The 22,871-nt window shown below is 75.1% G+C and carries 18 protein-coding genes; 8 read left to right on the forward strand and 10 right to left on the reverse strand.

Annotation, left to right across the window (positions count from 1 at the left end):
• Positions 1-494 (reverse strand): TerD family protein (locus ACSNOC_RS20665; RefSeq protein WP_436749005.1); only part of this gene is annotated, 494 nt, incomplete at its 3' end.
• Between the two features lie 94 nt (positions 495-588).
• The gene (locus ACSNOC_RS20670; RefSeq protein WP_436749006.1) at positions 589-1,194 is read right to left on the reverse strand and encodes a M48 metallopeptidase family protein; all 606 of its coding nucleotides are present in this window, start codon (positions 1,192-1,194) and stop codon (positions 589-591) included.
• Between the two features lie 175 nt (positions 1,195-1,369).
• Between ACSNOC_RS20670 and ACSNOC_RS20675 the strand changes: the two genes are divergently transcribed.
• Together ACSNOC_RS20675 and ACSNOC_RS20680 are read left to right on the forward strand one after the other, a co-directional pair.
• Positions 1,370-2,443, forward strand: coding sequence for a ThiF family adenylyltransferase (locus tag ACSNOC_RS20675; RefSeq protein ID WP_436749007.1), 1,074 nt, complete (start codon positions 1,370-1,372; stop codon positions 2,441-2,443).
• Between the two features lie 114 nt (positions 2,444-2,557).
• The gene (locus tag ACSNOC_RS20680) at positions 2,558-4,015 is read left to right on the forward strand and encodes an ABC1 kinase family protein (RefSeq protein WP_436749008.1); all 1,458 of its coding nucleotides are present in this window, start codon (positions 2,558-2,560) and stop codon (positions 4,013-4,015) included.
• 84 nt (positions 4,016-4,099) lie between these two features.
• Here ACSNOC_RS20680 and ACSNOC_RS20685 read toward each other — a convergent pair whose 3' ends face one another.
• From ACSNOC_RS20685 to ACSNOC_RS20700, 4 genes are all read right to left on the reverse strand, one after another.
• The gene (locus ACSNOC_RS20685; RefSeq protein ID WP_436749009.1) at positions 4,100-4,420 is read right to left on the reverse strand and encodes a hypothetical protein; all 321 of its coding nucleotides are present in this window, start codon (positions 4,418-4,420) and stop codon (positions 4,100-4,102) included.
• Positions 4,417-4,767 (reverse strand): WhiB family transcriptional regulator, encoded by a 351-nt coding sequence (locus ACSNOC_RS20690; RefSeq protein WP_436749010.1) that lies wholly within the window; start codon positions 4,765-4,767, stop codon positions 4,417-4,419. Before ACSNOC_RS20690 ends, ACSNOC_RS20685 begins: the two co-directional genes overlap by 4 nt.
• A 128-nt stretch (positions 4,768-4,895) precedes the next feature.
• Positions 4,896-5,216 (reverse strand): hypothetical protein, encoded by a 321-nt coding sequence (locus tag ACSNOC_RS20695; protein ID WP_436749011.1) that lies wholly within the window; start codon positions 5,214-5,216, stop codon positions 4,896-4,898.
• Positions 5,217-5,361: 145 nt separating this feature from the next.
• Positions 5,362-7,596, reverse strand: coding sequence for an ATP-dependent DNA helicase UvrD2 (locus ACSNOC_RS20700; RefSeq protein WP_436749012.1), 2,235 nt, complete (start codon positions 7,594-7,596; stop codon positions 5,362-5,364).
• Positions 7,597-7,755: 159 nt separating this feature from the next.
• On the opposite strand from ACSNOC_RS20700, the gene ACSNOC_RS20705 reads away from it, so the two are divergent.
• Positions 7,756-8,013: a mycoredoxin gene (locus tag ACSNOC_RS20705; protein ID WP_436749013.1), complete on the forward strand. Its 258-nt coding sequence runs from the start codon at positions 7,756-7,758 to the stop codon at positions 8,011-8,013.
• A 10-nt stretch (positions 8,014-8,023) separates the two neighbouring features.
• On the opposite strand, the gene nudC is transcribed toward ACSNOC_RS20705, so the two are convergent.
• The 4 genes from nudC to ACSNOC_RS20725 all read right to left on the reverse strand — a co-directional run bounded on the left by nudC (position 8,024) and on the right by ACSNOC_RS20725 (position 16,101).
• On the reverse strand, positions 8,024-8,971 hold the full coding sequence (gene nudC / locus ACSNOC_RS20710) for an NAD(+) diphosphatase (protein ID WP_436749014.1): 948 nt from the start codon (positions 8,969-8,971) through the stop codon (positions 8,024-8,026).
• A 9-nt stretch (positions 8,972-8,980) separates the two neighbouring features.
• A complete protein-coding gene (locus ACSNOC_RS20715; protein WP_436749015.1) occupies positions 8,981-12,244 on the reverse strand; it encodes a UvrD-helicase domain-containing protein in 3,264 nt (1,087 codons plus the stop codon).
• 120 nt (positions 12,245-12,364) lie between these two features.
• Positions 12,365-15,607 (reverse strand): ATP-dependent helicase, encoded by a 3,243-nt coding sequence (locus ACSNOC_RS20720; RefSeq protein ID WP_436749016.1) that lies wholly within the window; start codon positions 15,605-15,607, stop codon positions 12,365-12,367.
• A 104-nt stretch (positions 15,608-15,711) separates the two neighbouring features.
• The gene (locus ACSNOC_RS20725) at positions 15,712-16,101 is read right to left on the reverse strand and encodes an MGMT family protein (protein ID WP_436749017.1); all 390 of its coding nucleotides are present in this window, start codon (positions 16,099-16,101) and stop codon (positions 15,712-15,714) included.
• A 17-nt stretch (positions 16,102-16,118) separates the two neighbouring features.
• Between ACSNOC_RS20725 and ACSNOC_RS20730 the strand changes: the two genes are divergently transcribed.
• The 5 genes from ACSNOC_RS20730 to ACSNOC_RS20750 all read left to right on the forward strand — a co-directional run bounded on the left by ACSNOC_RS20730 (position 16,119) and on the right by ACSNOC_RS20750 (position 22,811).
• Positions 16,119-19,007: a flippase-like domain-containing protein gene (locus ACSNOC_RS20730; RefSeq protein WP_436749018.1), complete on the forward strand. Its 2,889-nt coding sequence runs from the start codon at positions 16,119-16,121 to the stop codon at positions 19,005-19,007.
• A 79-nt stretch (positions 19,008-19,086) separates the two neighbouring features.
• Positions 19,087-19,494: a TOBE domain-containing protein gene (locus tag ACSNOC_RS20735; RefSeq protein WP_436749019.1), complete on the forward strand. Its 408-nt coding sequence runs from the start codon at positions 19,087-19,089 to the stop codon at positions 19,492-19,494.
• A 3-nt stretch (positions 19,495-19,497) separates the two neighbouring features.
• Positions 19,498-20,304 (forward strand): molybdate ABC transporter substrate-binding protein, encoded by an 807-nt coding sequence (gene modA / locus ACSNOC_RS20740; RefSeq protein ID WP_436749020.1) that lies wholly within the window; start codon positions 19,498-19,500, stop codon positions 20,302-20,304.
• A 13-nt stretch (positions 20,305-20,317) separates the two neighbouring features.
• Positions 20,318-21,112: an ABC transporter permease gene (locus ACSNOC_RS20745; RefSeq protein WP_436749021.1), complete on the forward strand. Its 795-nt coding sequence runs from the start codon at positions 20,318-20,320 to the stop codon at positions 21,110-21,112.
• A gap of 76 nt (positions 21,113-21,188) precedes the next feature.
• Positions 21,189-22,811, forward strand: a complete 1,623-nt coding sequence (locus tag ACSNOC_RS20750; RefSeq protein WP_436749022.1) for an alpha/beta hydrolase — start codon at positions 21,189-21,191, stop codon at positions 22,809-22,811.
• Positions 22,812-22,871 lie beyond the last annotated feature (60 nt).

Genomic DNA, 22,871 nt, shown 5'->3' on the forward strand with positions numbered 1-22,871 from the left:
GCGGCGAGACCGCCGTCGAAGCCCTGTCCGACCGCGGCGAAGCGCCAGCCGTCCTTGCGGTAGAAGTCGCCGAGCATGACGGCGCGTTCGGTGGTGAAGGCCGAGCCGTCGAAGCTGTAGCGCGCGACCTCCTCGCCGCCGGCGACGATCCGCAGGTAGCCGGGGGCGGCCTGCGCCATCGTGCCGTCGCCGTCGATGGTCGCGGTGAAGGCGAGCCGGTCGATGGAGTCGGGCAGCCGGTCCAGGGTCACCCGGAACGACTCGGTGTCCCCGGCCTGGGCACCGAGGAGCTGAAGCGCCTCCTCGGGCGACTTCGGCTGGTTGTAGAAGATGAAGTAACGGTCGTCGGAGAGGCGTTCGGCCGCGTCAAGGCCGAAGCAACTGATGTCGAAGGTCATTCCGGGGCCCGAGATCTGCACGCCCACGTACAGGTCGGTGCCCAGCGTCAGATCGCTGAGCCTGGTTTTCTGGCCCCGCTGGAAGTGCGTCACCATACGTAACGACCGTCCCCCATCCGATAAGACAAACATTCGGCGGGGTCAGACTAGCCGCTCGGGCCGACACCGGCGGCCGGATGCTCCGCGGATGCTAGTCGGTGCGCAGCCAGGGAATGTACGGCAGGCGCTCGGCGGCGACCACGCCCTCCAGGAATCCGCGGGCCCGCTCGGTGCGCGGGTAGGAGTCGAGCAGCTTCCAGAAGCCGGGCCCGTGGCCGGGAACGAGCAGGTGGGCCAGCTCGTGCAGCAGCACGTAGTCGATCACGTACTCCGGCATGCCCTGGAGGCGGTGGGAGAGGCGGATGCTGCCCAGGGCGGGAGTGCAGGAGCCCCAGCGGGCGTTTTGATTCGTGACCCAGCGCACGCTGTCGGGGCGCGCGCGCCCCTGAAGGTACCGCTCGGAGAGCTCGGCGGCGCGGCGGGCCAGGGCGTCGTCGCCGAGGATGCGGCGCTCCTCCTGGGCGGCTAGCTTGTCCAGCATCACCGTCACCCAGCGTCGCTCCTCCTCGGCCGTCATCCGGGCCGGGATGAGCACGATGGTGCGGTCGCCCTCGCGGTAGGCGGAGACGGTGCGTCTGCGGCGGGCGCTGCGGCGGACCTCCACGCGCTCGTGCCGCCGCTGTCCGTCCAGCGTCACCCGGCCCGCCGGGGGAATGCGCTGCGGCGGGCCGGCGCTGTTCAGCGGATCGGCGGGCACACCTTGACGTTACCCGGTGGGGGCCGGATATGTCCCGCCTGCCGGAGGCGGACGGGCGGCGGGCACCCGGGGGACGGAGACAACACCCTTTCCTATCACCCCATTTATCGCACTTTCCCGGCTTCCTGTGGAAAACATCACGCACGTCCGGTCCGTCCCGCCCCATCATGGGCCCATGCATCCGATGATCAAGCCCTCGCTGCGCCGTGGCTGGCGCGACCGGCAGACCGTCCGCTACGGCGTGACGCCCGCGCACTCCGTGCTCTTCGGCCCGCTGGACAGCGCGACGGAGAGCTTCCTCTCCCTCCTCGACGGCACCCGGGGGCTGCCGGTGCTGCGGGACGCGGCGACTTCACTCGGGCTCGGCCGGGACGCGGCGGACCGGCTGGCCGGGAAGCTCGCGGCGGCCGGCGTGCTGGACGACGCCACCGCGGACCGGGAGGCCGCCGCGCGGATCACCGACGGGCTGCGGCCCGACCTGGCGACGCTGTCGCTGCTGCACCCCGCGCCGGGGCAGGGCCTGCGCCGGTTGTCGGACCGGCGCCGGGCCCGGGTGCAGGTGCGGGGTGCGGGCCGGGTGGGCGCGGCCGTGGCGGCGACCCTCGCGCACGCCGGGGTGGGGAAGGTGGAGGTGGTGGACGGCGGCCGGGTCCAGCCGGAGGACACCGCGCCGGGCGGGCTGCGGTCCGAGCACGTCGGGGAGCGGCGGGCGGCGGCGGCCGGCGGCCTGGTGCGGGCGGCACGGCCCTGGCGCGGCAAGCCGCCGCCCGGGGAGCCGGACGGCCCGTGCCTGGTGATCTTCGCGCCGCGCGACGGGCTCGGGGCGTACGCTCCGGACCCCGCCGCGGCCGAGGAGGTCGTCGCGGCCGGCACCCCTCATCTGTACGCGGGCGTGGTGGAGGCGACGGGCTTCGTCGGACCGCTGGTGCGGCCGGGGGCGACCAGCTGCGCGGGCTGCCTGCTGCGGGCCCGCGCCCAGCGCGAGCCGTGCTGGCCGCTGCTGGTCGCCCAGTGGCGGAACGGGCGGCGGCCGGGCGTCCCCGCCTGCGACGCCGCGCTCGCGACGGCGGTGGCCGGGCTGACGGCCTGTTCGGCGCTGGCCTTCCTCGACGGCTCGGTGCCGCCATCTCCCAGCACCCGCACGGAGTTGACGCTGCCCGGGCTGGCGGTGACGAGTCAGACGATCGACCCGCACCCGGAGTGTCCGTGCGGTGCGGCCGACGCCGCCCGGGCCGCCCGGTCGCCGTAGCCGGGGTCCACAATGAAGAAGGAATGAAGAGGTATACGAGCTGCAGCCGTGCATCCGCACACCACGGAGCGCCAGGTGGTCCCGGGGCACTGCATGGGAGTTGGAGGGGACGACATGTCTGACCTGCCCCGCAAGGCGGTGACCAGGACCGCGAAGCTCGCGACTCTGCCGCTGAGTTTCGCCGGCCGGGCCACCTGGAGTCTGGGCAAGCGGATCGGCGGGCGCTCGGCGGAGCTGGTGAGCAGCGAGCTCCAGCAGCGCACCGCCCAGCAGCTCTTCGCGGTGCTGGGCGAGCTGAAGGGCGGCGCGATGAAGCTCGGCCAGGCCCTGTCGGTGTTCGAGTCGGCACTGCCGGAGACGGTGGCCGCGCCGTACCGGGCGGCGCTCACCAAGCTCCAGGACGCGGCCCCGCCGCTGCCGGCGGCCACGGTGCGCGCGGCGCTCGCCGAGCGGATGGGCGCCGACTGGCGCGACAGATTCCGGGAGTTCGACGAGCGGCCGGCCGCCGCCGCGTCCATAGGCCAGGTGCACCGGGCGGTGTGGCACGACGGCCGTGAGGTCGCCGTCAAGATCCAGTATCCGGGCGCGGGCGAGGCGCTGCTGTCCGACCTGGCCCAACTGGGCAGGTTCGCCAGGCTCCTCGGCCCCTTCATACCGGGGATGGACATCAAGCCCCTGATAGAGGAGATGCGCGAACGGGTCGCCGAGGAGCTGGACTACGGGCTGGAGGGCGAGGCGCAGCGGGCGTACGCCGAGGAGTTCCGCGACGAGCCGTGGGTGCGGGTGCCCGGGGTCGTCTGGCAGGGCGAGCAGGTGCTGGTCACCGAGTGGATGGACGGGGTGCCGCTGTCCCGGGTCATCAGCGACGGCACCCAGGAGGAGCGGGACCGGGCGGGCCAGTTGCTGGCCCGCTTCCTCTTCTCCGGCACCGCGCGCACCGGACTGCTCCACGCCGACGCCCACCCGGGGAACTTCCGGCTGATCCCCACCGAGGGCGAGCCGGCGTCCCGGTGGCGGCTGGGCGTGCTGGACTTCGGCGCGGTGAACCGGCTGCCCGGCGGGCTGCCGCCCGTCATCGGCCGGGCGCTGCGGCTGACGCTGGAGGGCCAGGCCCACGAGGTCTACGACCACCTGGCCGCCGAGGGGTTCGTGAAGCCGGACATCGAGCTGGACCCGGCGGCCGTGCTGGACTACCTGACGCCGATCATCGAGCCGGTGCGGGTGCCCGAGTTCCACTACACCCGGGACTGGCTGCGCCAGCAGGCCGCGCGGGTGGCCGATCCCCGGTCCGCCGCACACCAGTTGGGGCGCCAGCTCAACCTGCCGCCGTCCTACCTGCTGATCCACCGGGTGACGCTGAGCACCACCGGGGTGCTGTGCCAGCTCGGGGCGCGGGTGCGGATGCGGGAGGAGATGCTCAACGGACTGCCCGGGTTCGCGGACGCGAACGACGACCTGAGCGACACCGTGGACGGCGCCGTCGAGGACGCCGTGGAGGACGTCGTGGACGGCGACGGGTTCGCGGAGGGTGGGGAGGACGCGGCCGGGGACGACGGCCGACGGCCGGCCTGAACCGGGGGCTGCCCGGCCCGGGCCGGCCGGAGCCGGGGAGAAAGGGCCGCTCCGGGACGGGCGCCGTCCCGGAGCGGGGTGGGGTTACTGCATGACCACCTGGGCCAGGGCGCGGCGCGCGCGCCGCGAGGCGCGCTCCGCCCGCCGCTGGAGCCGGAACGACTTGCGCTCCATCCGGCGGGCCTGGGCGAGCCGCCGGGCGAGGCGTTGTGATTCGGCTTCCTGGATCCGTTCCATATGGGAACGGGCCAGGGCTTCGGGTATGAGTTGCAACTTCCTGGTCCTGTTCTGTTCCTGGCGGGGGCGCGGGGCCGCCGCCGGGGCGAGGCTTGCGTCGATCGTCATCTCGGGGTCTCGTCGCGGGTCGTGCGCCGCGGGGCGTCCGATGGTGCCGGGGATGTTCATGCCGTGACCGGGTTCTTGCGGGGACGGCCACGAGGTCGCTTCCGCGGCACGACGACGCCCTGCACGAACAGCTCGCCGCCCCACACCCCCCACGGCTCACGGCGGTCCTTGGCGCCGGCGAGGCACGCCTCCCGCAGCGGGCAGGTGCCACAGAGCGACTTCGCGTACTCGACGTCCTCGGGCGACTCGGCGAAGAACACCTCGGGGTCGTAGGAACGGCAGGGTACGCGGCAGTCGAGCTGCTCGATCGCCTCGTCGAGCTCGTTCAGCGTGTACAGCGGGGTCACAGAATTCTCCGGATCCGGTGGTGAGTTCAGGTCGGGTCGGGCATACGGCGCGAGTGGCATGGGTCCGGTCCTCGTGTCGTCGGTCGTCGGTCTGCCCGGCTGGTGGCCGGCTTGCTGGCAAAACAGAAGGGCCGCGGATCCCGGTGTGGGTTCCGCGGCCCTGGAAGGTGCCGACCTGATCTCGCCGATCAGGCTGGATCACTCCAGGGATCGAGCCCGCGGAGGGCCCACATCGTGAGGTGCTGCGTCTTCTGCTGTCCAAAGATCTGGTTGCCGGCGCCGGCGACATGTGCGGTCGGGACGTAGGCACGGACGCGTGCCGCCGCCACTACCGCCGCCGCGGGCGCCTGCGTCGGTCGCTCGCCGGCAACGGCCTCGCGCATCGCGAGGGCCGCCGGACGCGCGGCCGCGGCACCGGACGCACCGGTGCCGGACAGGCGGGCGCCACCGGGCACGCAGAGGCGGACGGACTCAAGGCCGCTCAGTTTGCTCGTGATGAAAATGGCCATGGGACTCGCCTCCTCTCGGCGTCTCGGTGGGCCAGGAATCTCCTGCCCAAGTGGTACACACCAGTACAGCATGGCCTCCGAAGGAAGGGAACCCTTCCCGGCGCCACGTGGGGAACGCTATGCGGATGTCTCCCGCAGGCGCAAACTATTTTTCCGGGCTCTTTCCGGGGAGTTGGTCCGCCGGATCGGGAGCCTCCGCCGCCGGGACCGGCTCACCCGCGCACAGGGCCAGCACCTCGGCGCCGAACTGCCGCAGCTTGTGCGGCCCCACCCCGGAGATCACCGCCAACTCGCCCTCGCTGCCCGGCACGTTCTCCGCGATGGCCATCAGGGTCACGTCCGTGAACACCGCGTACGCCGGCCGGCCCAGCTCCCTGGCCCGCTCCACGCGCCACTCCCGCAGCCGCTCGTACAGCTCCTCGTCCATCGCCGACGGGCAGTCCGCGCAGCGCCGCAGCTTCATCTCCGCCGCCTCGGTCAGCGTCCGCCCGCACACCCGGCACGGCACCGGCCCGCGGGCCCTGCGCCCCCGGGACCCGCCGCCGCGCTCCACGCTCCCGCCGCCGCCCGCCGCCCGGGCCCCGGCCGGGCCCGACCCCGGCCGCAGCCCGTCGAGGAACCGGCTGGGCCGCCGCCCGGCCCGGCCGCCCGGCGAGCGCGCCAGCGCCCACGACAGCGTCAGATGCGACCGCGCCCGGGTCACCCCCACGTACAGCAGCCGGCGCTCCTCCTCCACCTGCTCCGGCGTCTTGGCGTAGGTGATGGGCAGCATCCCGTCGGTCAGCCCGACCAGGAACACCGCGTCCCACTCCAGGCCCTTGGCCGTGTGCAGCGAGGCGAGGGTGACGCCCTCCACGGTCGGCGCGTGCTGCGCCGCCGCCCGCTCCTCCAGCTCGGTCACGAAGGCCGCCAGCGTCGCGTCCGGACGGGCCCGCTGGAAGTCCTCCGCCAGCCGCACCAGCGCCCGCAGCGACTCCCACCGGTCCCGCACCGCCCCGGAACCGGCCGGCGGCTCCGGGGTCCAGCCCGTGCCGGCGAGCACCGCGCCGACCTGCCCGGCGAGACCGTCGGCGTCCCGCAGGACGGAGTCGTTCCCCCCGGCCCGGGCCGCGCCGCGCAGCGCGAGCCCGGCCTGCCGGATCTCCGGGCGGTCGAAGAACCGCTCGGCGCCCCGCAGTTGATACGGCACCCCGGCGTCGGCGAGCGCCTGCTCGTAGATCTCCGACTGCGCGTTCACCCGGTACAGCACGGCGACCTCGCTGGCCGCGATGCCCGCGCCGCCCTCGGTCACCGGGGTCAGCAGCTCCCTGATCCGCTTCGCGGTCGCCTCCGCCTCCGCCGGCTCGTCCGGGTGCTCGGCGAACACCGGCTCGGGCCCGGCCTGCCGCTGCGAGACCAGCTCCAGCCGGTGCTCGGCGGCCCGGCCGCGCGCCTGTGCCAGCAGCCCGTTGGCCAGGTGGACGACCTGCGGCGTCGAGCGGTAGTCCCGCACCAGCTTGACCAGCGTGGCGTCCGGGTGCCGGGCCCGGAAGTCCAGCAAGTGGTCCGGGGTGGCCCCGGTGAACGAGTAGATCGTCTGGCTGGCGTCGCCCACCACGCACAGGCTGTCCCGGTCGCCCAGCCACAGCTCCAGCAGCCGCTGCTGGAGCGGGCTGACGTCCTGGTACTCGTCGACGGTGAAGTGCTGGTACTGGCGGCGCACCACCTCGGCGATGTCGGGCCGGTCCTGGAGAATGCCGACGGTCAGCAGCAGCACGTCCTCGAAGTCGATCGCCCCCCGGTCCCGCTTGAGCCGCTCGTACGTCTCGTAGATCCGGCGGATCTCGGCCGGATCGCGCGACGCCTCGCGCCCGGCCTTGGCCAGGGCCGCCGGATAGTCCTCGGGGGTGGTCTGCGTCACCTTCGCCCACTCGATCTCGCCGGTGACGTCCCGCAGCTCCGCCCGCTCCAGCCGCCCCCGGGTGGCCCGCGCGGCGGCCTCCGCGACCAGCGACATCTTCCGCTCCAGCAGCCGGGGCGGCTCGCCGCCCACCGCCTTGGGCCAGAAATACTGCAACTGCCGCAGCGCCGCCGAGTGGAACGTCCGGGTCTGCACCCCGCCCGCGCCGAGCTCCCGAAGCCGCCCGCGCATCTCCCCCGCCGCCCGCGCCGTGAACGTGACGGCCAGCACCGTGCCCGGCTGGAACACCCCGGCCCGCACCCCGTACGCGATGCGGTGCGTGATGGCGCGCGTCTTGCCCGTCCCGGCACCGGCCAGCACGCACACCGGCCCCCGCAGGGTGGTCGCCACGGCGCGCTGCTCGGGGTCGAGCCCCTCCAGCACGGCGTCCGCCGAGTCCGGCACGTGAGGGAACGGAGTGGGCCGCGTTGCTGATGTCACCCGGCCATGCTGCCAGGTCCCGGGAGACGGGTGAGGCGGATTGTCCACAGCCGGACGGGATTACTCATACCGCGCCGTGTGTTCTGCTGGGGCGGGACGCGGTCAAGGACGCGTCCGCGTCCACGACATGCGAGAGGCGACATGAAGGAGCACGGGACGATGCAGGGCACCGTGACGATGTACAGCACGACCTGGTGCGGCTACTGCCGTCGGCTGAAGAGCCAGCTCGAACGCGAGGGCATCGCCTACACGGAGATCGACATCGAGCAGGACCCGACGGCGATCGCCCTGGTGGAGAAGGCGAACAACGGCAACCGCACGGTGCCCACGGTCGTCATCGCCCCGGGCAGCGGCGCGGGCGAGGTCACCATGACCAACCCGTCGCTGGCCGAGGTCAAGCAGGCCCTCGCCGCCTGAGCCCGCCCGCTCACCAGGGCGAGGAGCCCAGCGGCTTGCCGTACCACTGCTCGACCAGCCGGGCGGCGATGGAGATCCCCGAGGGTGCCAGCACCTCGCCGGACTCCACCGCCGCCCGCAGGTCGTCGCGGGAGAACCAGCGGGCCTCCTCGATCTCCTCGCCGTCCGCCCGCAGTTCGGTGGTCGTGGCGCGCGCCACGAAACCCAGCATCAGGCTGGAGGGAAACGGCCACGGCTGGCTGGCGACATAGCTGACCTCGCCGACCGTGACACCGACCTCCTCCGCGACCTCGCGGATCACGGCCTGCTCTATCGACTCGCCCGGCTCCACGAAGCCCGCCAGGGTGGAGAACAGCCCCCTCGGCCAGTGCACCTGCCGCCCGAGCAGCGCCCGGTCGTCCTCGTCGACGACCAGCATGATCACCGCCGGGTCGGTCCGCGGATAGTGCTCCGCGCCGCACGCCTGGCAGCGCCGGATGTGCCCGGCCGCCGCGATCACGGTCCGCTCGCCGCAGCGCGAGCAGAACCGGTGCAGCCGCTGCCAGTTCTCCAGGGCCACGGCGTGCACCAGCAGCTCGTTGTCCCGCTCCGACAGCAGCGCCGCCGCCTCCCGGAGCCCGGCCGGCCTGGCCACGTCGTCCATCCGCCCCGGCAGGCTGTCCTTCTGCAGCGCGAAATACCGCACGCCGTCGGGGCCCGTGCCCAGGAAGTACCGGTGGGCCTCGGTCAGCGGCGCCTCGAAGGACGGCATCATGACCAGCTCGGTGCGGCCCGCCTCCGTCTCCTCGATCAGCGCCTGGCCGCCGGACACCACGAACACCCTCGTCGTCGGGTGGCTCCACGCCGCGGCCAGCCACGCCTCGTCGAGCCGGTGACCCGCGTCACGGTCGATGCCACCGGTGCCGGTGAGCGGGATCGGCTGGACGGCGTTGTCCGAGGATGCCGGGGTGGTACGCATGCCAAGAGCCTAACCGGGGTCGTTGGGCTCCCAGGAGTCCTCCCCCAGCAGCAATCGCTCCAGCCCGCGCCGCCCCGGCAGCACCGTGGGCCGGACCAGCTCGCCGCTGCGCACGTACAGGAAGGCCGCGCTGACCGCCGACAGCGGCAGCCCGTGCCGCTCCGCCCACGCCACCCGGTAGATCGCCAGCTGGAGCGGATCGGCGTCCTGGCGGCGCGTGGTCTTCCAGTCGATGATGTCGAACCCGCCACTGGCCGTCCGGTACACGGCGTCGATGCGGCCCCGGATCACGCGTCCGGCGAGCTGGATCTGGAACGGCGCCTCCACCCGGTACGGCGTCCGCGCGGCGTACGGGGTGCGGCTGAACGCCTCCTTCAGCGCGGCCAGTTCCCGCTCGTCGCGGATCTCGGCGTCCTCCTCCGGATCGCCGCCCGGCAGCTCCTCCAGGCCCAGCATCGGCAGCGCCAGCGCCTCGAAACGCGACTCGACCCACGCGTGGAACCGCGTCCCGCGCCGCGCCGCCGGCTGCGGCGGGCGCGGCATCGGCCGGGCCAGCTCGCGGGCGAAGCCCTCCGGGTCGGCGGCCAGCCGCTGCACCTGCGAGGCGGACAGCGACAGCGGCAGCTCCACGTCCCGGACCGCGGCCCTGGCCTGCCGCAGCTCGCCGGCCAGCGCGGTCAGGTCCCGGTCCCAGGAGGCCACCGTCCGCTGCTCCTCCGGGGTCAGTGTGAGATCCGTCTCGCCCTGACCCTCCCGGGCCTCCCGGGCCTCCCGGGGCGGCGGCACGCCCCGCAGCCGCGCCCACACCGCCTCGGCGGCCTCCCGGCGGCGGGCGAGCGCCTCCTCGTCGAGCGGCAGCGGCCAGACGTGCTCGCGCGCGGGGCCGGCGAGCACCGGGTTCTCCTCGTCCTCGCCCGGCGGCCCGGCCCACCGCTCGACCTCGCCGTGCGCCGGGTCGGCCTCGCAGTGGGCGCGCAGCGCCTCCAGGAACTCCGACGGGCCGCGCCGCGTCTTCTGGCTCGGCCCCCACCAGTGCCCCGAGCCCAGCAGGAGCGAGCGCGGCCGGGTGAACGTCACGTAGCCGAGCCGCAGTTCCTCCAGCCGCAGATGCGCGGCGACGGCCTTCACGTGCTCCTTGTACGCCGCGGCCGTCCACTCCTCGATGCCGGGCAGGGTCTCCGCGTCACCGCGCAGCGGCTGCGGCAGCGCCCTGGCGTGGCGGAGCCAGGAGTCGCGGGAGCCCTTGGCGGGGAACTGGTCGGCGCACAGGCCCGGCACGGCCACCACGTCCCACTCCAGCCCCTTGGCCTTGTGGGCGGTGAGCACCTTCACCGTGTTCTCGCCGCCGGGCAGGGAGCCGTCCAGCCCCTTGTCGTACTGGGCGGCGGCGCGCAGGAAGGCCAGGAACGCCGGGAGCGTCGCCTCGCCGTCCACCGCCGTCCCGGCCCGGCCGGCCGCGAAACCGGCGGCCACGTCGAGGAACGCGCTCAGCGTCTCGCGGCGCCGGGCGGCCAGCGCCCGGGGCGACGCGGACAGCTCCACCTCCAGGCCGGTGACGGCCAGCACCCGGTGCAGCACGTCCATCAGCGGGTCGCCGAGCGCGCGCCGCAGCTCGCGGATCTCGGCGGCGAGGTGCGCGAACCGCACCCGGGCCGCCGCCGAGAACGGCAGCCCGTCGTCCGGCTCGTCCCCGCCGCCCTCGACGAACGTGTCCAGCGCGTCGGCCAGCGACGTGATCTCCGCCGGGTCGGTGCCCTCGACGGCGGCGGCGAGCCGTTCCGCGCCCTCGGCGGGCTCGGCCCGGCGCACCAGGAGGCGGGCGCGGCGGCCGAGCAGGGCCAGGTCGCGCGGCCCGATCCGCCAGCGCGGCCCGGCGAGGAGGCGGACGAGGGCGGCGTTGGCCGTGGGGTCAGCCAGCACCTGGCAGACGGCGACCAGGTCGGCCACCTCGGGCAGGTGCAGCAGCCCGGACAGGCCGACGACCTCGACCGGCACGTCGCGGGCCACCAGCACCCGCTGGATCTCCGGGAAGTCGCCCGCCGTGCGGCACAGGACGGCGATCTCGCCGGGCGGGGTGCCGGTGGCCACCAGGTGGGCGACCGAGTCCGCCAGCCAGGCCAGCTCCTCGGCGTGGGTGGGCAGCAGGGCGCAGCGCACCCGCCCGTCCCGCTCGGCGCCCTCGGCCGGGCGCAGCGGGACCACCGCGGGGTGCCGCTCGCGCAGCGGACCGGCCAGCTCGTTGGCGAGGGCGAGGAGACGGCCGCCGCTGCGGCGGTTCTCGCTGAGGCTGTCGCGGCGGGCCGGGGTGCCGTCGGCGTGCGGGAAGTGCTCGGGGAAGTCGTCCAGGTTGGCCACGGAGGCGCCGCGCCAGCCGTAGATGGCCTGGCAGGGGTCGCCCACGGCGGTCACGGCGTGCCCGGTGCCGCCGCCGAACAGCCCGGCGAGCAGCACCCGCTGGGCGACGGAGGTGTCCTGGTACTCGTCGAGCAGGACGACGGAGAACTGCTCGCGCAGCGCCCGGCCGACCTCGGGGACGTCGCGGGCCAGGGTGGCGGCCAGTGACATCTGGTCACCGAAGTCCAGCAGGTCCCGGCCGCGCTTGCGGGCCCGGTACTCCTCGACCAGCGTGAGCAACTGGCCCCGGCCACGGGCGGCTTCGGGGATCAGGCGCAGGTCCGCGTTGGTGAGGGCGGTGCCCTCCAGCTCGGCCAGCAGCGCGGCGTCGAACGCGCGCAGCCGCTCGGGGGTCACCAGGTGTTCGGACAACTCGCCGTCGAGCGCGATGAGATCGGTGACGAGCGTGGTGAACCCGGCGCTGGGCGGCTCGAAGTCGGCGGGCGCGGACCGCAGCACCTCGGCGGCGAGCTGGAACCGCCCGGCGTCGGCCAGCAGCCGCGCGGCGGGCTCGACGCCGAGCCGCAGGCCGTGCTCGGCGAGCAGCCGCCCGGCGAAGGAGTGATAGGTGGAGATCTGCGGCTCGCCGTCCTCGGCCGCGTCGATCCCCGCCCGCGCCAGCGCCTTGCGGACGCGCTCGGCCAGTTCGCCGGCGGCCTTGTTGGTGAAGGTGAGTCCCAGCACCCCCTCCGGCGCGGCCTGGCCGGTGCCGGTGAGCCACACGACGCGGGCCGCCATGACGGTGGTCTTGCCCGACCCGGCCCCGGCCACGATCGCCTGCGGAGCGGGCGGCGCGGTGATGCACGCCAATTGCTCCGGGGTGAACGGGATCCCGAGCAGCTCCCTGAGCTCCTCGGGACGGCTGAGTCGGGCAGGCACCCGAGTGAGACTAGCCTCCGCCTCGGACACCCCCGCCCGGCCACCGGGCCCACCGGACGGGCCGGGCCGGGAAGTGGCGACGGACATGCGGGGTTGACCTGCCGTCGGACGGCCGGATGGTCAGTCCACCGCGTGGCGGCCTTCCGGGCGGGCGCTGCAGGTCGTGTGGAAGGCGCAGGAGCCGCAGTGGCGGCCGGTGGTGGCCGTGAAGCGTTCGTCCAGGACGCGGCCCGCCGCCTCGGCCAGGAGGCCGCCGACCCAGTCGTCGCCCGGTTCGCGGCGCAGCGGTTCCTGGCGCTGCACGGCCGGGAGGGCGTCGCCGCCGTCCCGCTTGGGGGCGCCCTGGCGCAGGTGGACCAGCTCCGCGCCCGCCACCTCGCCGGCCATGTCGCCGTGCCGGACGGCGAGCTGGTAGACGGCCAACTGCGGGTGCCGTTCCACCTCCTCGCGCGTCGGCCGGGTGCGGCCGGTCTTGAAGTCCACGACGTACGCCCGGCCCTCGGCGTCCCGTTCGACGCGGTCCAGCACGCCCCGGATGCGCACCCGGTGCTCGCCGGCCTCCAGGGTGACGTCGAACTCGGCCTCGCTGGCGGCCGGTTCGCGGCCGTTCGCCTGCTGCAGCACGTGCCACCGCAGGAACCGCTCCAGCGCCGCCCGCGCCTCCACCTGCTCCTTCCGCGACTGCCACGGCGCCTCGAAGGCGAGCGCGTCCCAGACCGTGTCCAGGCGTTCCATCAGCACCGACAGGTCGGCCGGGGTGGTGCCCGAGGCGACCTCGTCGGCGAGCACGTGCAGCACGTTGCCGAAGCCCTGCGCCGTCGTGGCCGGCGCGTCGGCGTGCACCTCGCGGCCCAGGAACCACTGGAGCGAGCAGGTCCGGGCGAGTTGGTCCAGCGCGCTGCCGGACAGCGCGACCGGCGCCCCGGGGTCGCGCAGCGGGGCGTCGGAACGGGTCGGCTCGCGCAGCCCCCACCACCGTTCGGGGTGGGCCGCGGGCGCCAGCGCGTAGCCGTCGTCGTCCCGCAACGCGGCCAGGTGGGCCAGCCGTTCGGCCGCGGCCCGGCGCAGCGCGGGCGAGGCGTCGGGGTCGACCGTGGTGGCGCGCAGCTCCGCGATGAGCGCCGCCAGGGCGAGCGGCCGGCGCGGGCGGCTGCTGACGTGCACCGGTTCCACGCCCAGCTCCCGCAGGAACCGCGACGGCTGGTCGCCGTCCTCCGCGCCGCGCACCGCCGTCACCACCAGCCGCTGCCGGGCGCGGGTCGCGGCGACGTAGAACAGCCGCCGCTCCTCCGCCAGCAGCGCGGCCTGGCTCAGCGGCTCCGCCAGCCCGTCACGGCCGATGCGGTCGGCCTCCAGCAGCGAGCCGCGGCGCCGCAGGTCGGGCCACAGCCCCTCCTGGACCCCGGCGACCACCACCAGGGACCACTCCAGGCCCTTGGCACGGTGGGCCGTCATCAGCCGGACGGCGTCGGGCCGTACGGCACGGGCCGCGAGGGTGTCGGCGGCGATGTCGTGCGCCCCCAGCTCCTCCAGGAAGATCAGCGCCCCCCGCCCGCCGACGCGTTCCTCCGCCCGGGCCGCGACCTCGAACAGCGCGCAGATCGCGTCGAGATCGCGGTCGGCGTTGCGGCCCGCCGCGCCGCCGCGCCGGGCGGCGCGCTCCAGCCGCTGCGGCCACGTCGTGCCGTCCCACAGCAGCCACAGCGCCTCCTCGGCGGTGCCGCCGCCGGACAGCAGCTCGCGCGCCTTGCGCAGCAGCAGTCCGAGCCGCTGCGCACCGGCCGCGTACGCCGGGTCGTGGGCGACCAGCCGCTCCGGCTCGGCCAGTGCCAGGGCCAGGAGTTCGTCGGAGGGGCGGGGCACGGCGACGCCCGCCGCGCGCTCCTCGTTCCGCAGGGCGCGGCCGAGGCGGCGCAGGTCGGCGGCGTCCATGCCGCCCAGCGGCGAGGTGAGCAGCCGCACCGCCGTCTCCGGGTCCGGCGGCTCGCCGCCGGACCCGGCCACCACGCGCAGCGCGGTCAGCAGCGGCGCGACGGCCGGTTCCTGGCGCAGCGGCAGATCGTCGCCGTCCACCTCCAGCGGGACCCCGGCCGAGGTGAGGGCCCGGCGCACACCGGGGATGAACAGGCTGCCCGCGCGCACCAGGACCGCCATCTCGCCCCACGGCACGCCGTCCTCCAGGTGGGCCCGGCGCAGCAGGTCGGCGATGTTCGCCAGTTCGGCGCCCGGGGTGGGGTAGGTGAACACCTCGACCCGGCCGCCGTCCGCCTCGGCGGTCAGCGCCCGGTGGCGGCGGACGGCGTCGGCGGGCAGCCGGGCCAGCGGCATCCGCTGACAGAGCAGCCGCGTCGCGGCCAGCAGCGCCGCGCCGCTGCGCCTGCTGGTGGTGAGGACGGCGACGGGCGCCGGGTCGCCGGACGCCGTGCGGAAGGCGTCGGGGAAGCCGAGGATGCCGCCCACGTCGGCGCCGCGGAAGGCGTAGATCGACTGGTCGGGATCCCCGAAGACCACGAGGTCGCGCCCGTCCCCGGCCAGCGCGCGCAGCAGCGCGACCTGTGCCGGGTCGGTGTCCTGGTACTCGTCGACGAACACCGCGTCGTACCGGGCCCGCACCGCCGCGGCCGGTCCCGGCTCCGCCGCCAGGCCGGCCGCGCCCCGCACCAGTTCGGTGTAGTCGAGGACGCCCTGCGCCCGGGTGACGTCGAGGTATTCGGCGAGGAAGCGGGCGGCGGCCTCCCAGTCGGCGCGCCCGGTGCGGCGGGCGAACCCGGCCAGCGTGCCCGGGTCCAGGCCCAGTTCGCGGCTGCGGGCGAGCACGGCCCGCAGCTCGTCGGCGAAGCCGCGCGTGGTCAGGCAGGCGCGCAGCTCGTCGGGCCAGCGCAGCCCGCGCCCCTCGTGCTCCAGCTCGCGGTGGCCCGCCAGCAGCTCCCGCAGGTACAGGTCCTGTTCGGGCCCGGACAGCAGCCGCGGCGGCTCGGCGTACAACTCCCGGTCCTGGTGGGCGCGGAGGAAGCCGTAGGCGAAGGAGTGGAACGTCGTGGCCTGCGGCGACAGGCCCCCGAGCCGCGCGGTCAGCCGGTCCCGCAGCTCCCCGGCGGCCTTGCGGCTGAAGGTCAGCACCAGGATGCGCTCCGGGTCGGCGCCGCCCTCCACCCGGCGGGCGACCGCCTCCACCAGCGTGGTGGTCTTGCCGGTGCCCGGACCGGCGAGCACGAGCAACGGCCCGCCCGGGTGCTCAACCACCGCGCGCTGGCTTGCGTCCCAAGCGACAGTGCGCGCGTCGCCGACCGGGACGCGCACCAGTCGGTACGCTCCCGGGGCGGGCGGCCGGTCAGTGGACGGGACGGAGAGGTTCACGTGCATCGCGGATTCTCGGGGACATCTCAGGAGACGCTACGCCAGTCGGCTCCCGTGGCGCACGGTTTCCCGGGCGTACCCCGGACGGACGGTCCGCCCGCTGCCGTGCCTCACGATGACGGAGGCTGGTGTCCGTGAGCCGCCGCCGCGTCGCCAGCCGCCGCCTCGTCCTCGTCCTCCTGCCAGCGGGCGCGCCGGAGATCGAGCCGGGGCATGTCGCCCGGTCCCGCGCCCGCGCGCAGCGGGGTGCCCTCCGCCCGGTAGTGCTCCAGTGCGCGCCGCTCGTGTCCCGGCAGCAGCCGCCCGTCCGCGCGGACCACGCGCCACCAGGGCACGGCCGCGCCGTACAGCGCCATCGCCCGGCCCACCTGCCGGGGACCGCCCTCGCCGAGGCGTCTGGCGACGTCCCCGTACGTCAACACCCGGCCGGGCGGGATCCGTTCGGCGGCGGTGAGCACGCGGTCGGCGTATTCGGGGAGGCTGTGGGCCGGTCCTGCCATGGCGTCCATCGTGCCGCATGTCAGGGGCGCGCCCTCGGCGGACGGCGCACATGCCACTATCGTCGCACCGTCGGGGGGAGCTGGTCGGCAGTTCCAGCAGCACGAGGAGAAGCGCAGGGAAGCGGCCGGTGATACGGGGCGAGGAAGAGCGGGCACAGCGACCGGAGGACCGTCCGGCGGATCCGGGGCGCCCGGACGACGAGCCGGAGACAGGGCCGGGCGCGGGACCGGAGACAGGACCGGACGCGGGACCCGGCGCGGGACCGGGCGCCCCGGACGACGCGCGGCCCGCGCGGAACGACGAACACCCGGCCGCCCTCGCGGACCGGGCCGGACGCCTGGCCGTGGACGAGCCGATCCTCGCCGCCCGCGTCCACCGCCCCTCCGACCTGCTGCGCGTGCTCCTAGGCCTGCTCGGCATCGGCCTCGTGCTGGCGCTGGCGACGTTCGCGATCGGCACCACGGAGGGCATCGAGCGGGACGTCGACAAGGGCGCCGAGCAGGCGCCGTCGCTGCTGATCAGCTTCGCCGGTTTCGCCTCCAGCGTCGCCGTCCTGGTCGTGCCCGTGGCGTTCGCCATCCAGCGGCTGGTGAAACGGGACGGGCTGCGGATCGCCGACGGCGTGCTCGCGGCGGTCCTGGCGCACGGCGTCTCGCTCTCCTTCAGTCTCTGGGTCGCCCGCGTGTCCCCGGAGTCCGTGCAGAACGCGCTGATCAGGGACGCCCCCGGCGGGGGCCTGACCGAGCCGGTGCACGGATACCTGGCGCCGGTCATCGCCTACGCCACGGCCGTCGGCATGACGCACCGGCCGCGCTGGCGGCTGGCGATGTGGTCGGTCCTGCTGCTGGACGCGCTGGCGGTGCTGGTCGCGGGCTACACCACCCCGTTCTCCATCATCGTCACCGTCCTCATCGGCTGGACCATCGCCTACGGCACGCTGTACGCGGTCGGCTCGCCGAACGTCCGCCCCACCGGGCAGCAGCTCCTGGCCGGGCTGCGCCGCGTCGGATTCCGCCCGGTCAGCGCGCTGCGTGCCGAGGAGCCGGCCGACATCGAGCCCCAGGCGAACAACGACCGCGCCGCCGAGCCCACCCGCCGCTACCTGGTCACCCTGGAGACCGGGCCGCCCCTGGACGTGACCGTGGTGGACCGCGCGCAGCAGGCGCGCGGCTTCTTCTACCGCGCCTGGCGGCGCCTCGCGCTGCGCGGCGTCACCCAGCGGCGCAGCCTGCCCTCGCTGCGCCAGGTGCTGGAGCAGGAGGCGCTGCTGGCGTACGCGGCGATCGCCGCCGGGGCCAACGCCCCCAAGCTGATCGCCACCTCCGAGCTGGGCCCCGACGCGGTGATGCTGATCTACGAGCACACCGGCGGCCGGCCCCTGGACTCCCTGCCGGACGACGAGATCACCGACGAGCTGATGGAGGCGGCCTGGGGCCAGGTCGCCGCCCTCCAGTCGCGCCGGATCGCGCACCGCAGGCTGGACGGCAGCTCGCTCCTGGTGGACCGGGAGGGCACCGTCTACCTCACCCACCTGCGCGGCGGCGAGATCGCGGCCGGTGACCTGTCGCTGCGGATGGACGTCGCGCAGCTCCTGACCACCCTCGGTCTGCGGGTCGGCGCCGAACGGGCGGTGGCCTCGGCCGTGACGGTGCTCGGTCCGGACGCGGTGGCGGACAGCCTGCCGCTGCTCCAGCCGATCGCCCTCACCCGCGGCACCCGGGCCGCGCTGCGCCAGCTCGCCCGGGAGCGCTCCCAGCGCGAGCGGCAGGCCGTCCTCGACGCGACCCGCGCGTACCGCGAGGCGCGCGGCAGCCTGCCGGAGGACGCGGACCGCAGGACGGTCAAGGCGGCCAAGCAGGCGGAGAAGCAGGTGATGGAGGCCGCCCTGGAGAACGCCAGGGAGCCGGACCTGCTCTCGCTCATCCGCCGCCAGGTGCTGCTGATCCGGCCGCAGGCGGCCATAGAGCCCGCGCGCATCGAGCGGATCAGGCCGCGCACGCTGGTCAGTCTCGTCGCCGCCGCGTTCGGGGCGTACATCCTGACCTCGCAGCTCATCGACCCCAAGTTCCATCGTGTCTGGGACGACGCCAACTGGGGCTGGGTCCTCGTCGCGGCCGGTTTCTCCGCGCTGACGTACTTCGCGGCGGCGCTGAGCCTGCTGGGCTTCGTGCCCGAGAAGGTGAGCTATCCGCGCACGGTGCTGGCGCAGCTCGCCGGCTCGTTCGTCAAGCTGGTCGCGCCCGCCGCGATCGGCGGCGTCGCGCTCAACGCCCGCTACCTGCAACGGCAGGGCCTGCGCCCCGGCCACGCGGTCGCCAGCGTCGGCGCCTCCCAGCTCTTCGGGCTCGGCAGCCACATCCTGCTGCTGGCCACGTTCGGCTACGTCACCGGCACCGAGCACGCCCCCGCCCTCTCGCCGTCCCGCACGGTCATCGCCGGCCTGCTGACGGTCGCGGTCGCGGTGCTGGTCGTCACCGCCGTGCCGAGCCTGCGCAAGGCCATCTCGGAGCGGATCCGGACCCTGTTCGCGGGCGTGGTGCCGCGCATGCTGGACGTGGTGCAGCAGCCGAGGAAGCTGCTCAGCGGCATCGGCGGCATGCTGCTGATGACGCTGGCGTTCGTGATGTGCCTGGACGCCTCGCTGCGCGCGTTCGGTGAGGAGATGGACTACGCGACGATCGCGGTCGTCTTCCTCGCGGGCAACGCGCTGGGCTCGGCGGTGCCGACGCCGGGCGGCATCGGCGCGATCGAGGTGGCCCTCAGCGGTGGCCTCAGCGCGTTCGGCGACGTCCCGTCCCACTCGGCGCTGGGCGCGGTGCTGCTGTTCCGGCTGATGACCTTCTGGCTGCCGGTGCTGCCCGGCTGGCTGGCGTTCACCCACCTCACCCGCAGAGAGCAAATCTGACCGCGCCGGGCCGCGTCTGCGGGCCCGGAGCACGGAACGATCTTGCGTCTGCGAGCCTGCTCCGCATATCGTCCCGCACATGCGGTCATACAGCATCGGGCGGGCGGCCCGGCTGCTCGGTGTCAGCCCGGACACAGTCCGCCGCTGGGCCGACGCGGGACGGCTGCCCACGCGGCGGGACGAGGCGGGCAAGCGGCTGATCGACGGCCGGGACCTCGCGGCGTTCGCGGTGACGCTGGCGGCGGAGGCGGCCACGGGCGGCGCCGCCGAGCCCGGCGAGCCGTACACCAGCGCGCGCAACGCGTTCCCCGGCATCATCACCGCCGTCCGGCTCGGTGACGTCGCGGCCCAGGTGGAGATCCAGGCCGGGCCGCACCGCCTGGTCTCGCTGCTGACCCGGGAGGCCGTGGAGGAGCTCGGCCTGGCGGTCGGCATGGAGGCCGTGGCCCGGGTGAAGGCCACCAGCGTGCACATCGACAGGACGTGAGACATGAGCTTCCTCCCCTCCGCGCGGCGGCGCCGCCGGACCGCGCTGGCCGCCGTGGCGCTGCTGCTGCCGCCGGCCGCCGCCTGCGGCGGCTCCGGCGAAGCGGGCGGCGACAGCGGCGGCGGCCCGGGTGACGGCGGGGAGGGCGTCACGCTGACGGTGCTGGCCGCCGCCTCCCTCACCGACGTCTTCACCCGGGCGGGCGAGGTCTACGAGGAAGGGCACCCCGGCGTCACCGTCCGGTTCTCCTTCGCCGGCTCCCAGGAGCTGGCCGCCCAGGTCACCCAGGGCGTCCCCGCCGACGTACTGGTCACCGCCGACACCCGCACCATGGAGGACGTGGCCGCCGAGACCGCCGAGCCGGAGATCATCGCCCGCAACGAGCTGGTCATCGTCACCCCGCCCGGCAACCCGGCGGACGTCACCGGCCTCGCCGACCTCGCGGACCCCGGCCTGCGCCTGGTGCTCGCCGCGCCCGAGGTCCCGGCCGGCCGGTACGGGCGGCAGATCCTCGACGCGCAGGGCCTCGACGTCTCGCCCGACTCCGAGGAACCCAGCGTCCGCGCCGTCCTCGGCAAGGTCCAGCTGGGCGAGGCCGACGCCGGCCTGGTCTACGTCACCGACGCCACCGCCGCCGGCGACGCCGTGGACACGGTCCCCGTCCCGGCCGGGCAGAACGTCGTTGCCGCGTACCCGGCCGCCGCCCTCGACGGCTCCCGGCACGCCGGGCGGGCCCGGGAGTTCGTCGACTGGCTCACCTCGCCGGAGGCCCAGTCCCTGCTGGCCGGCGCCGGCTTCGCCGCCCCCTGACGGGCCGCCCGCCGTGCGCCGCCGCCCACCCCTGCCGCTGGCCCTGCCCGCCGCGCTCGCCGTCGCGTTCCTGCTGGTGCCGCTGCTCGGCATCGCCGCCGACGCGCCCTGGTCCGACCTGGCGAGCCGGCTCACCGCGCCCGCCGTCACCGAGGCGCTCGGCCTGTCGCTGCTGGTGTCCGGCTGGGCGCTGCTCATCTCACTGCTGCTCGGCGTGCCGCTGGCCTGGCTGCTGGCCCGCGCCGACTTCCCCGGCCGGACACTCGTCCGGTGCCTGGTGATCCTGCCGATGGTGCTGCCGCCCACGGTCGCGGGCGTCGCCCTGCTCCAGGGGCTGGGGCGGCGCGGCCTGCTCGGCGGCCCGCTCGAAGCGCTGGGCGTCACCCTGCCGTTCTCCACGGCGGGGGCGGTCGTCGCCGCCGTCTTCGTCTCCATGCCGTTCCTGGTGATCAGCCTCGAAGGCGCGCTCACCGGCCTCGACCCGCACTTCGAGGAGGCCGCCGCCACCATGGGCGCGGGCCCGTTGCGCACGCTGCGCCTGGTCACGCTGCCCATGACGGCCCCGGCCCTGGCGGCGGGCGCGGCGCTGTGCTGGGCGCGGGCGCTGGGCGAGTTCGGCGCGACGATCACCTTCGCGGGCAACCTGCCGGGCACCACGCAGACCCTGCCGCTGAAGGTCTACCTGCTGCTCCAGGACGACCCGGTGGGTGCCACCGCCGTCTCGCTGCTGCTGCTGGCGATCGCCGCCGCCGTGCTGTTCGCGCTGCGCGGGCGCTGGCTCGGGCCGCTGCGCCCGTCACCCGATTGACCGGGCACCGGGTGCGGCGCGGCACTCGGTCGGCCGACGATGAGGGCTGTCGGAGCGAACGATGGGAGCCCTCGCCATGACTCGAGTCCGACCGCCGGGGCCCGTCCTCGCACCGTGCCTCCTCGCCACCGCCGCCCTGCTGGCGGCGGCGGCCTCGTGCGGAGTGCCGGACCGGGTCGGCTCCGCCCCGGCCGCCGCCGGATCCGGCGCCACCGACACCTCCGACCTGCCCGAGTCCCTCACCGGCCAGGAGCTGGACTGGTCGGTCTGCGAGCCGCCCGACCCGGCGCAGGGCGACGACCAGATGTCGCCCGAGCCGCTGCCGGACGGCGCCGCGTGGGAGTGCGCCACGATGAAGGCGCCGCTGGACTACGCGGACCCCGAGGGCGAGACCATCGGCATAGCCATGGTCCGCGCCCGCTCCGAGGCGCGCGGCGCGGAGCGCATCGGCTCGCTGCTGTTCAACTTCGGCGGCCCCGGCGGCTCGGGCGTCGTCACGCTGCCCGCGTTCGGCCAGGACTACGCGAAGCTGCGCGAGCGGTACGACCTGGTCAGCTTCGACCCGCGCGGCGTCGGCGAGAGCGAGGGCCTGCGGTGCCTGGACGACGACCGCCTCGACACGTTCTTCGCCGCCGACCCGGTGCCGGACAACGCCCGGCAGCGGCGCGCCCTGACCGACCGGCTGAAGGAGTTCGCCGAGGGCTGCGAGGAGTCCGCCGGCGACCTGCTGCCCCACCTCACGACCACCGCCACCGCCCGCGACATGGACCTGATGCGCGAGGTCCTCGGCGACGACAAGCTGCACTACTTCGGCATCTCCTACGGCACCGAACTCGGCGGCGTCTACGCCCACCTGTTCCCCCGGCGCGTCGGCCGCGCCGTCTTCGACGCGGTCGTGGACCCCACCGGCGACGCCGAGGAGGGCTCGCTCGCCCAGGCCGCCGGCTTCCAGCTCGCCCTGGGCAACTACCTGGAGGGCTGCGCCGAGAGCGACGACTGCCCGCTCGGCGGCGACCCCGAGGAGGGCGAGGACCGGCTCGCCCGCTTCCTGGACCGCCTGGCCGGCGACCCGCTGCCCACCCAGGACCCGGACGGCCGCGAGCTGACCCAGGCCCTGGCGTGGAGCGGCGTGGCGCAGGCGCTGTACTCCGAGGAGTTCTGGCCCTACCTCACGCAGGGCCTGGAGGACGCCCTGGCCGAGGAGGAGGCGGACGGCACCGTCCTGCTGGCCCTCGGGGACGCGATGAACGGCCGCAACCCGGACGGCACGTACACCACGCTCCAGTCCTCGCTGACCGCGATCAACTGCGCCGACACCAAGAGCCGTTACACGGTGGACGACGTGCGCGACGCCATGGACGACTTCGAGGACGCCTCGCCGGTCTTCGGGCCGCCGATGGCCTGGTCCCTGCTGGGCTGCACCTACTGGCCGGTGGACGGCCGGCGCGACCACCCGGACGTCGGCGCGGAGGGCGCCGCGCCGATCCTGCTGGTCGGCACGACGGGCGACCCGGCCACCCCCTACGAGGGCACCCGCCGCATGAAGGACGCCCTCGGCGACGACGTCGGCGTGGAACTGACCTACGAGGGCGAGGGACACGGCGCCTACAACGGCGGCAACGACTGCGTCCGCTCGACCGTGCACGCCTACCTGCTGCGGGGCGAGGTCCCCGAGGACGGCACGACCTGCGCCGCGTAGCCCCGGCGCCCACCGGGGTACTCTCCGGTAGCGGCAGGGGAGGGCGGGGATGGGCAGGGG

The organism is Streptomyces sp. URMC 129 (genome assembly GCF_051386415.1).
GTDB lineage: Bacteria > Actinomycetota > Actinomycetes > Streptomycetales > Streptomycetaceae > Streptomyces.

Excerpts from the sequence above, each read along its gene's own strand:
- ACSNOC_RS20675 (WP_436749007.1), top strand. The coding sequence starts at position 1,370 with ATGCATCCGATGATCAAGCCCTCGCTGCGCCGTGGCTGGCGCGACCGG.
- ACSNOC_RS20680 (WP_436749008.1), top strand. The coding sequence starts at position 2,558 with ATGTCTGACCTGCCCCGCAAGGCGGTGACCAGGACCGCGAAGCTCGCG.
- ACSNOC_RS20685 (WP_436749009.1), bottom strand. The coding sequence starts at position 4,420 with ATGAACATCCCCGGCACCATCGGACGCCCCGCGGCGCACGACCCGCGA.
- ACSNOC_RS20690 (WP_436749010.1), bottom strand. The coding sequence starts at position 4,767 with ATGCCACTCGCGCCGTATGCCCGACCCGACCTGAACTCACCACCGGAT.
- ACSNOC_RS20695 (WP_436749011.1), bottom strand. The coding sequence starts at position 5,216 with ATGGCCATTTTCATCACGAGCAAACTGAGCGGCCTTGAGTCCGTCCGC.
- ACSNOC_RS20705 (WP_436749013.1), top strand. The coding sequence starts at position 7,756 with ATGCAGGGCACCGTGACGATGTACAGCACGACCTGGTGCGGCTACTGC.
- nudC (WP_436749014.1), bottom strand. The coding sequence starts at position 8,971 with ATGCGTACCACCCCGGCATCCTCGGACAACGCCGTCCAGCCGATCCCG.
- ACSNOC_RS20720 (WP_436749016.1), bottom strand. The coding sequence starts at position 15,607 with ATGCACGTGAACCTCTCCGTCCCGTCCACTGACCGGCCGCCCGCCCCG.
- ACSNOC_RS20725 (WP_436749017.1), bottom strand. The coding sequence starts at position 16,101 with ATGGCAGGACCGGCCCACAGCCTCCCCGAATACGCCGACCGCGTGCTC.
- ACSNOC_RS20730 (WP_436749018.1), top strand. The coding sequence starts at position 16,119 with ATGTCAGGGGCGCGCCCTCGGCGGACGGCGCACATGCCACTATCGTCG.
- ACSNOC_RS20735 (WP_436749019.1), top strand. The coding sequence starts at position 19,087 with ATGCGGTCATACAGCATCGGGCGGGCGGCCCGGCTGCTCGGTGTCAGC.
- modA (WP_436749020.1), top strand. The coding sequence starts at position 19,498 with ATGAGCTTCCTCCCCTCCGCGCGGCGGCGCCGCCGGACCGCGCTGGCC.
- ACSNOC_RS20750 (WP_436749022.1), top strand. The coding sequence starts at position 21,189 with ATGACTCGAGTCCGACCGCCGGGGCCCGTCCTCGCACCGTGCCTCCTC.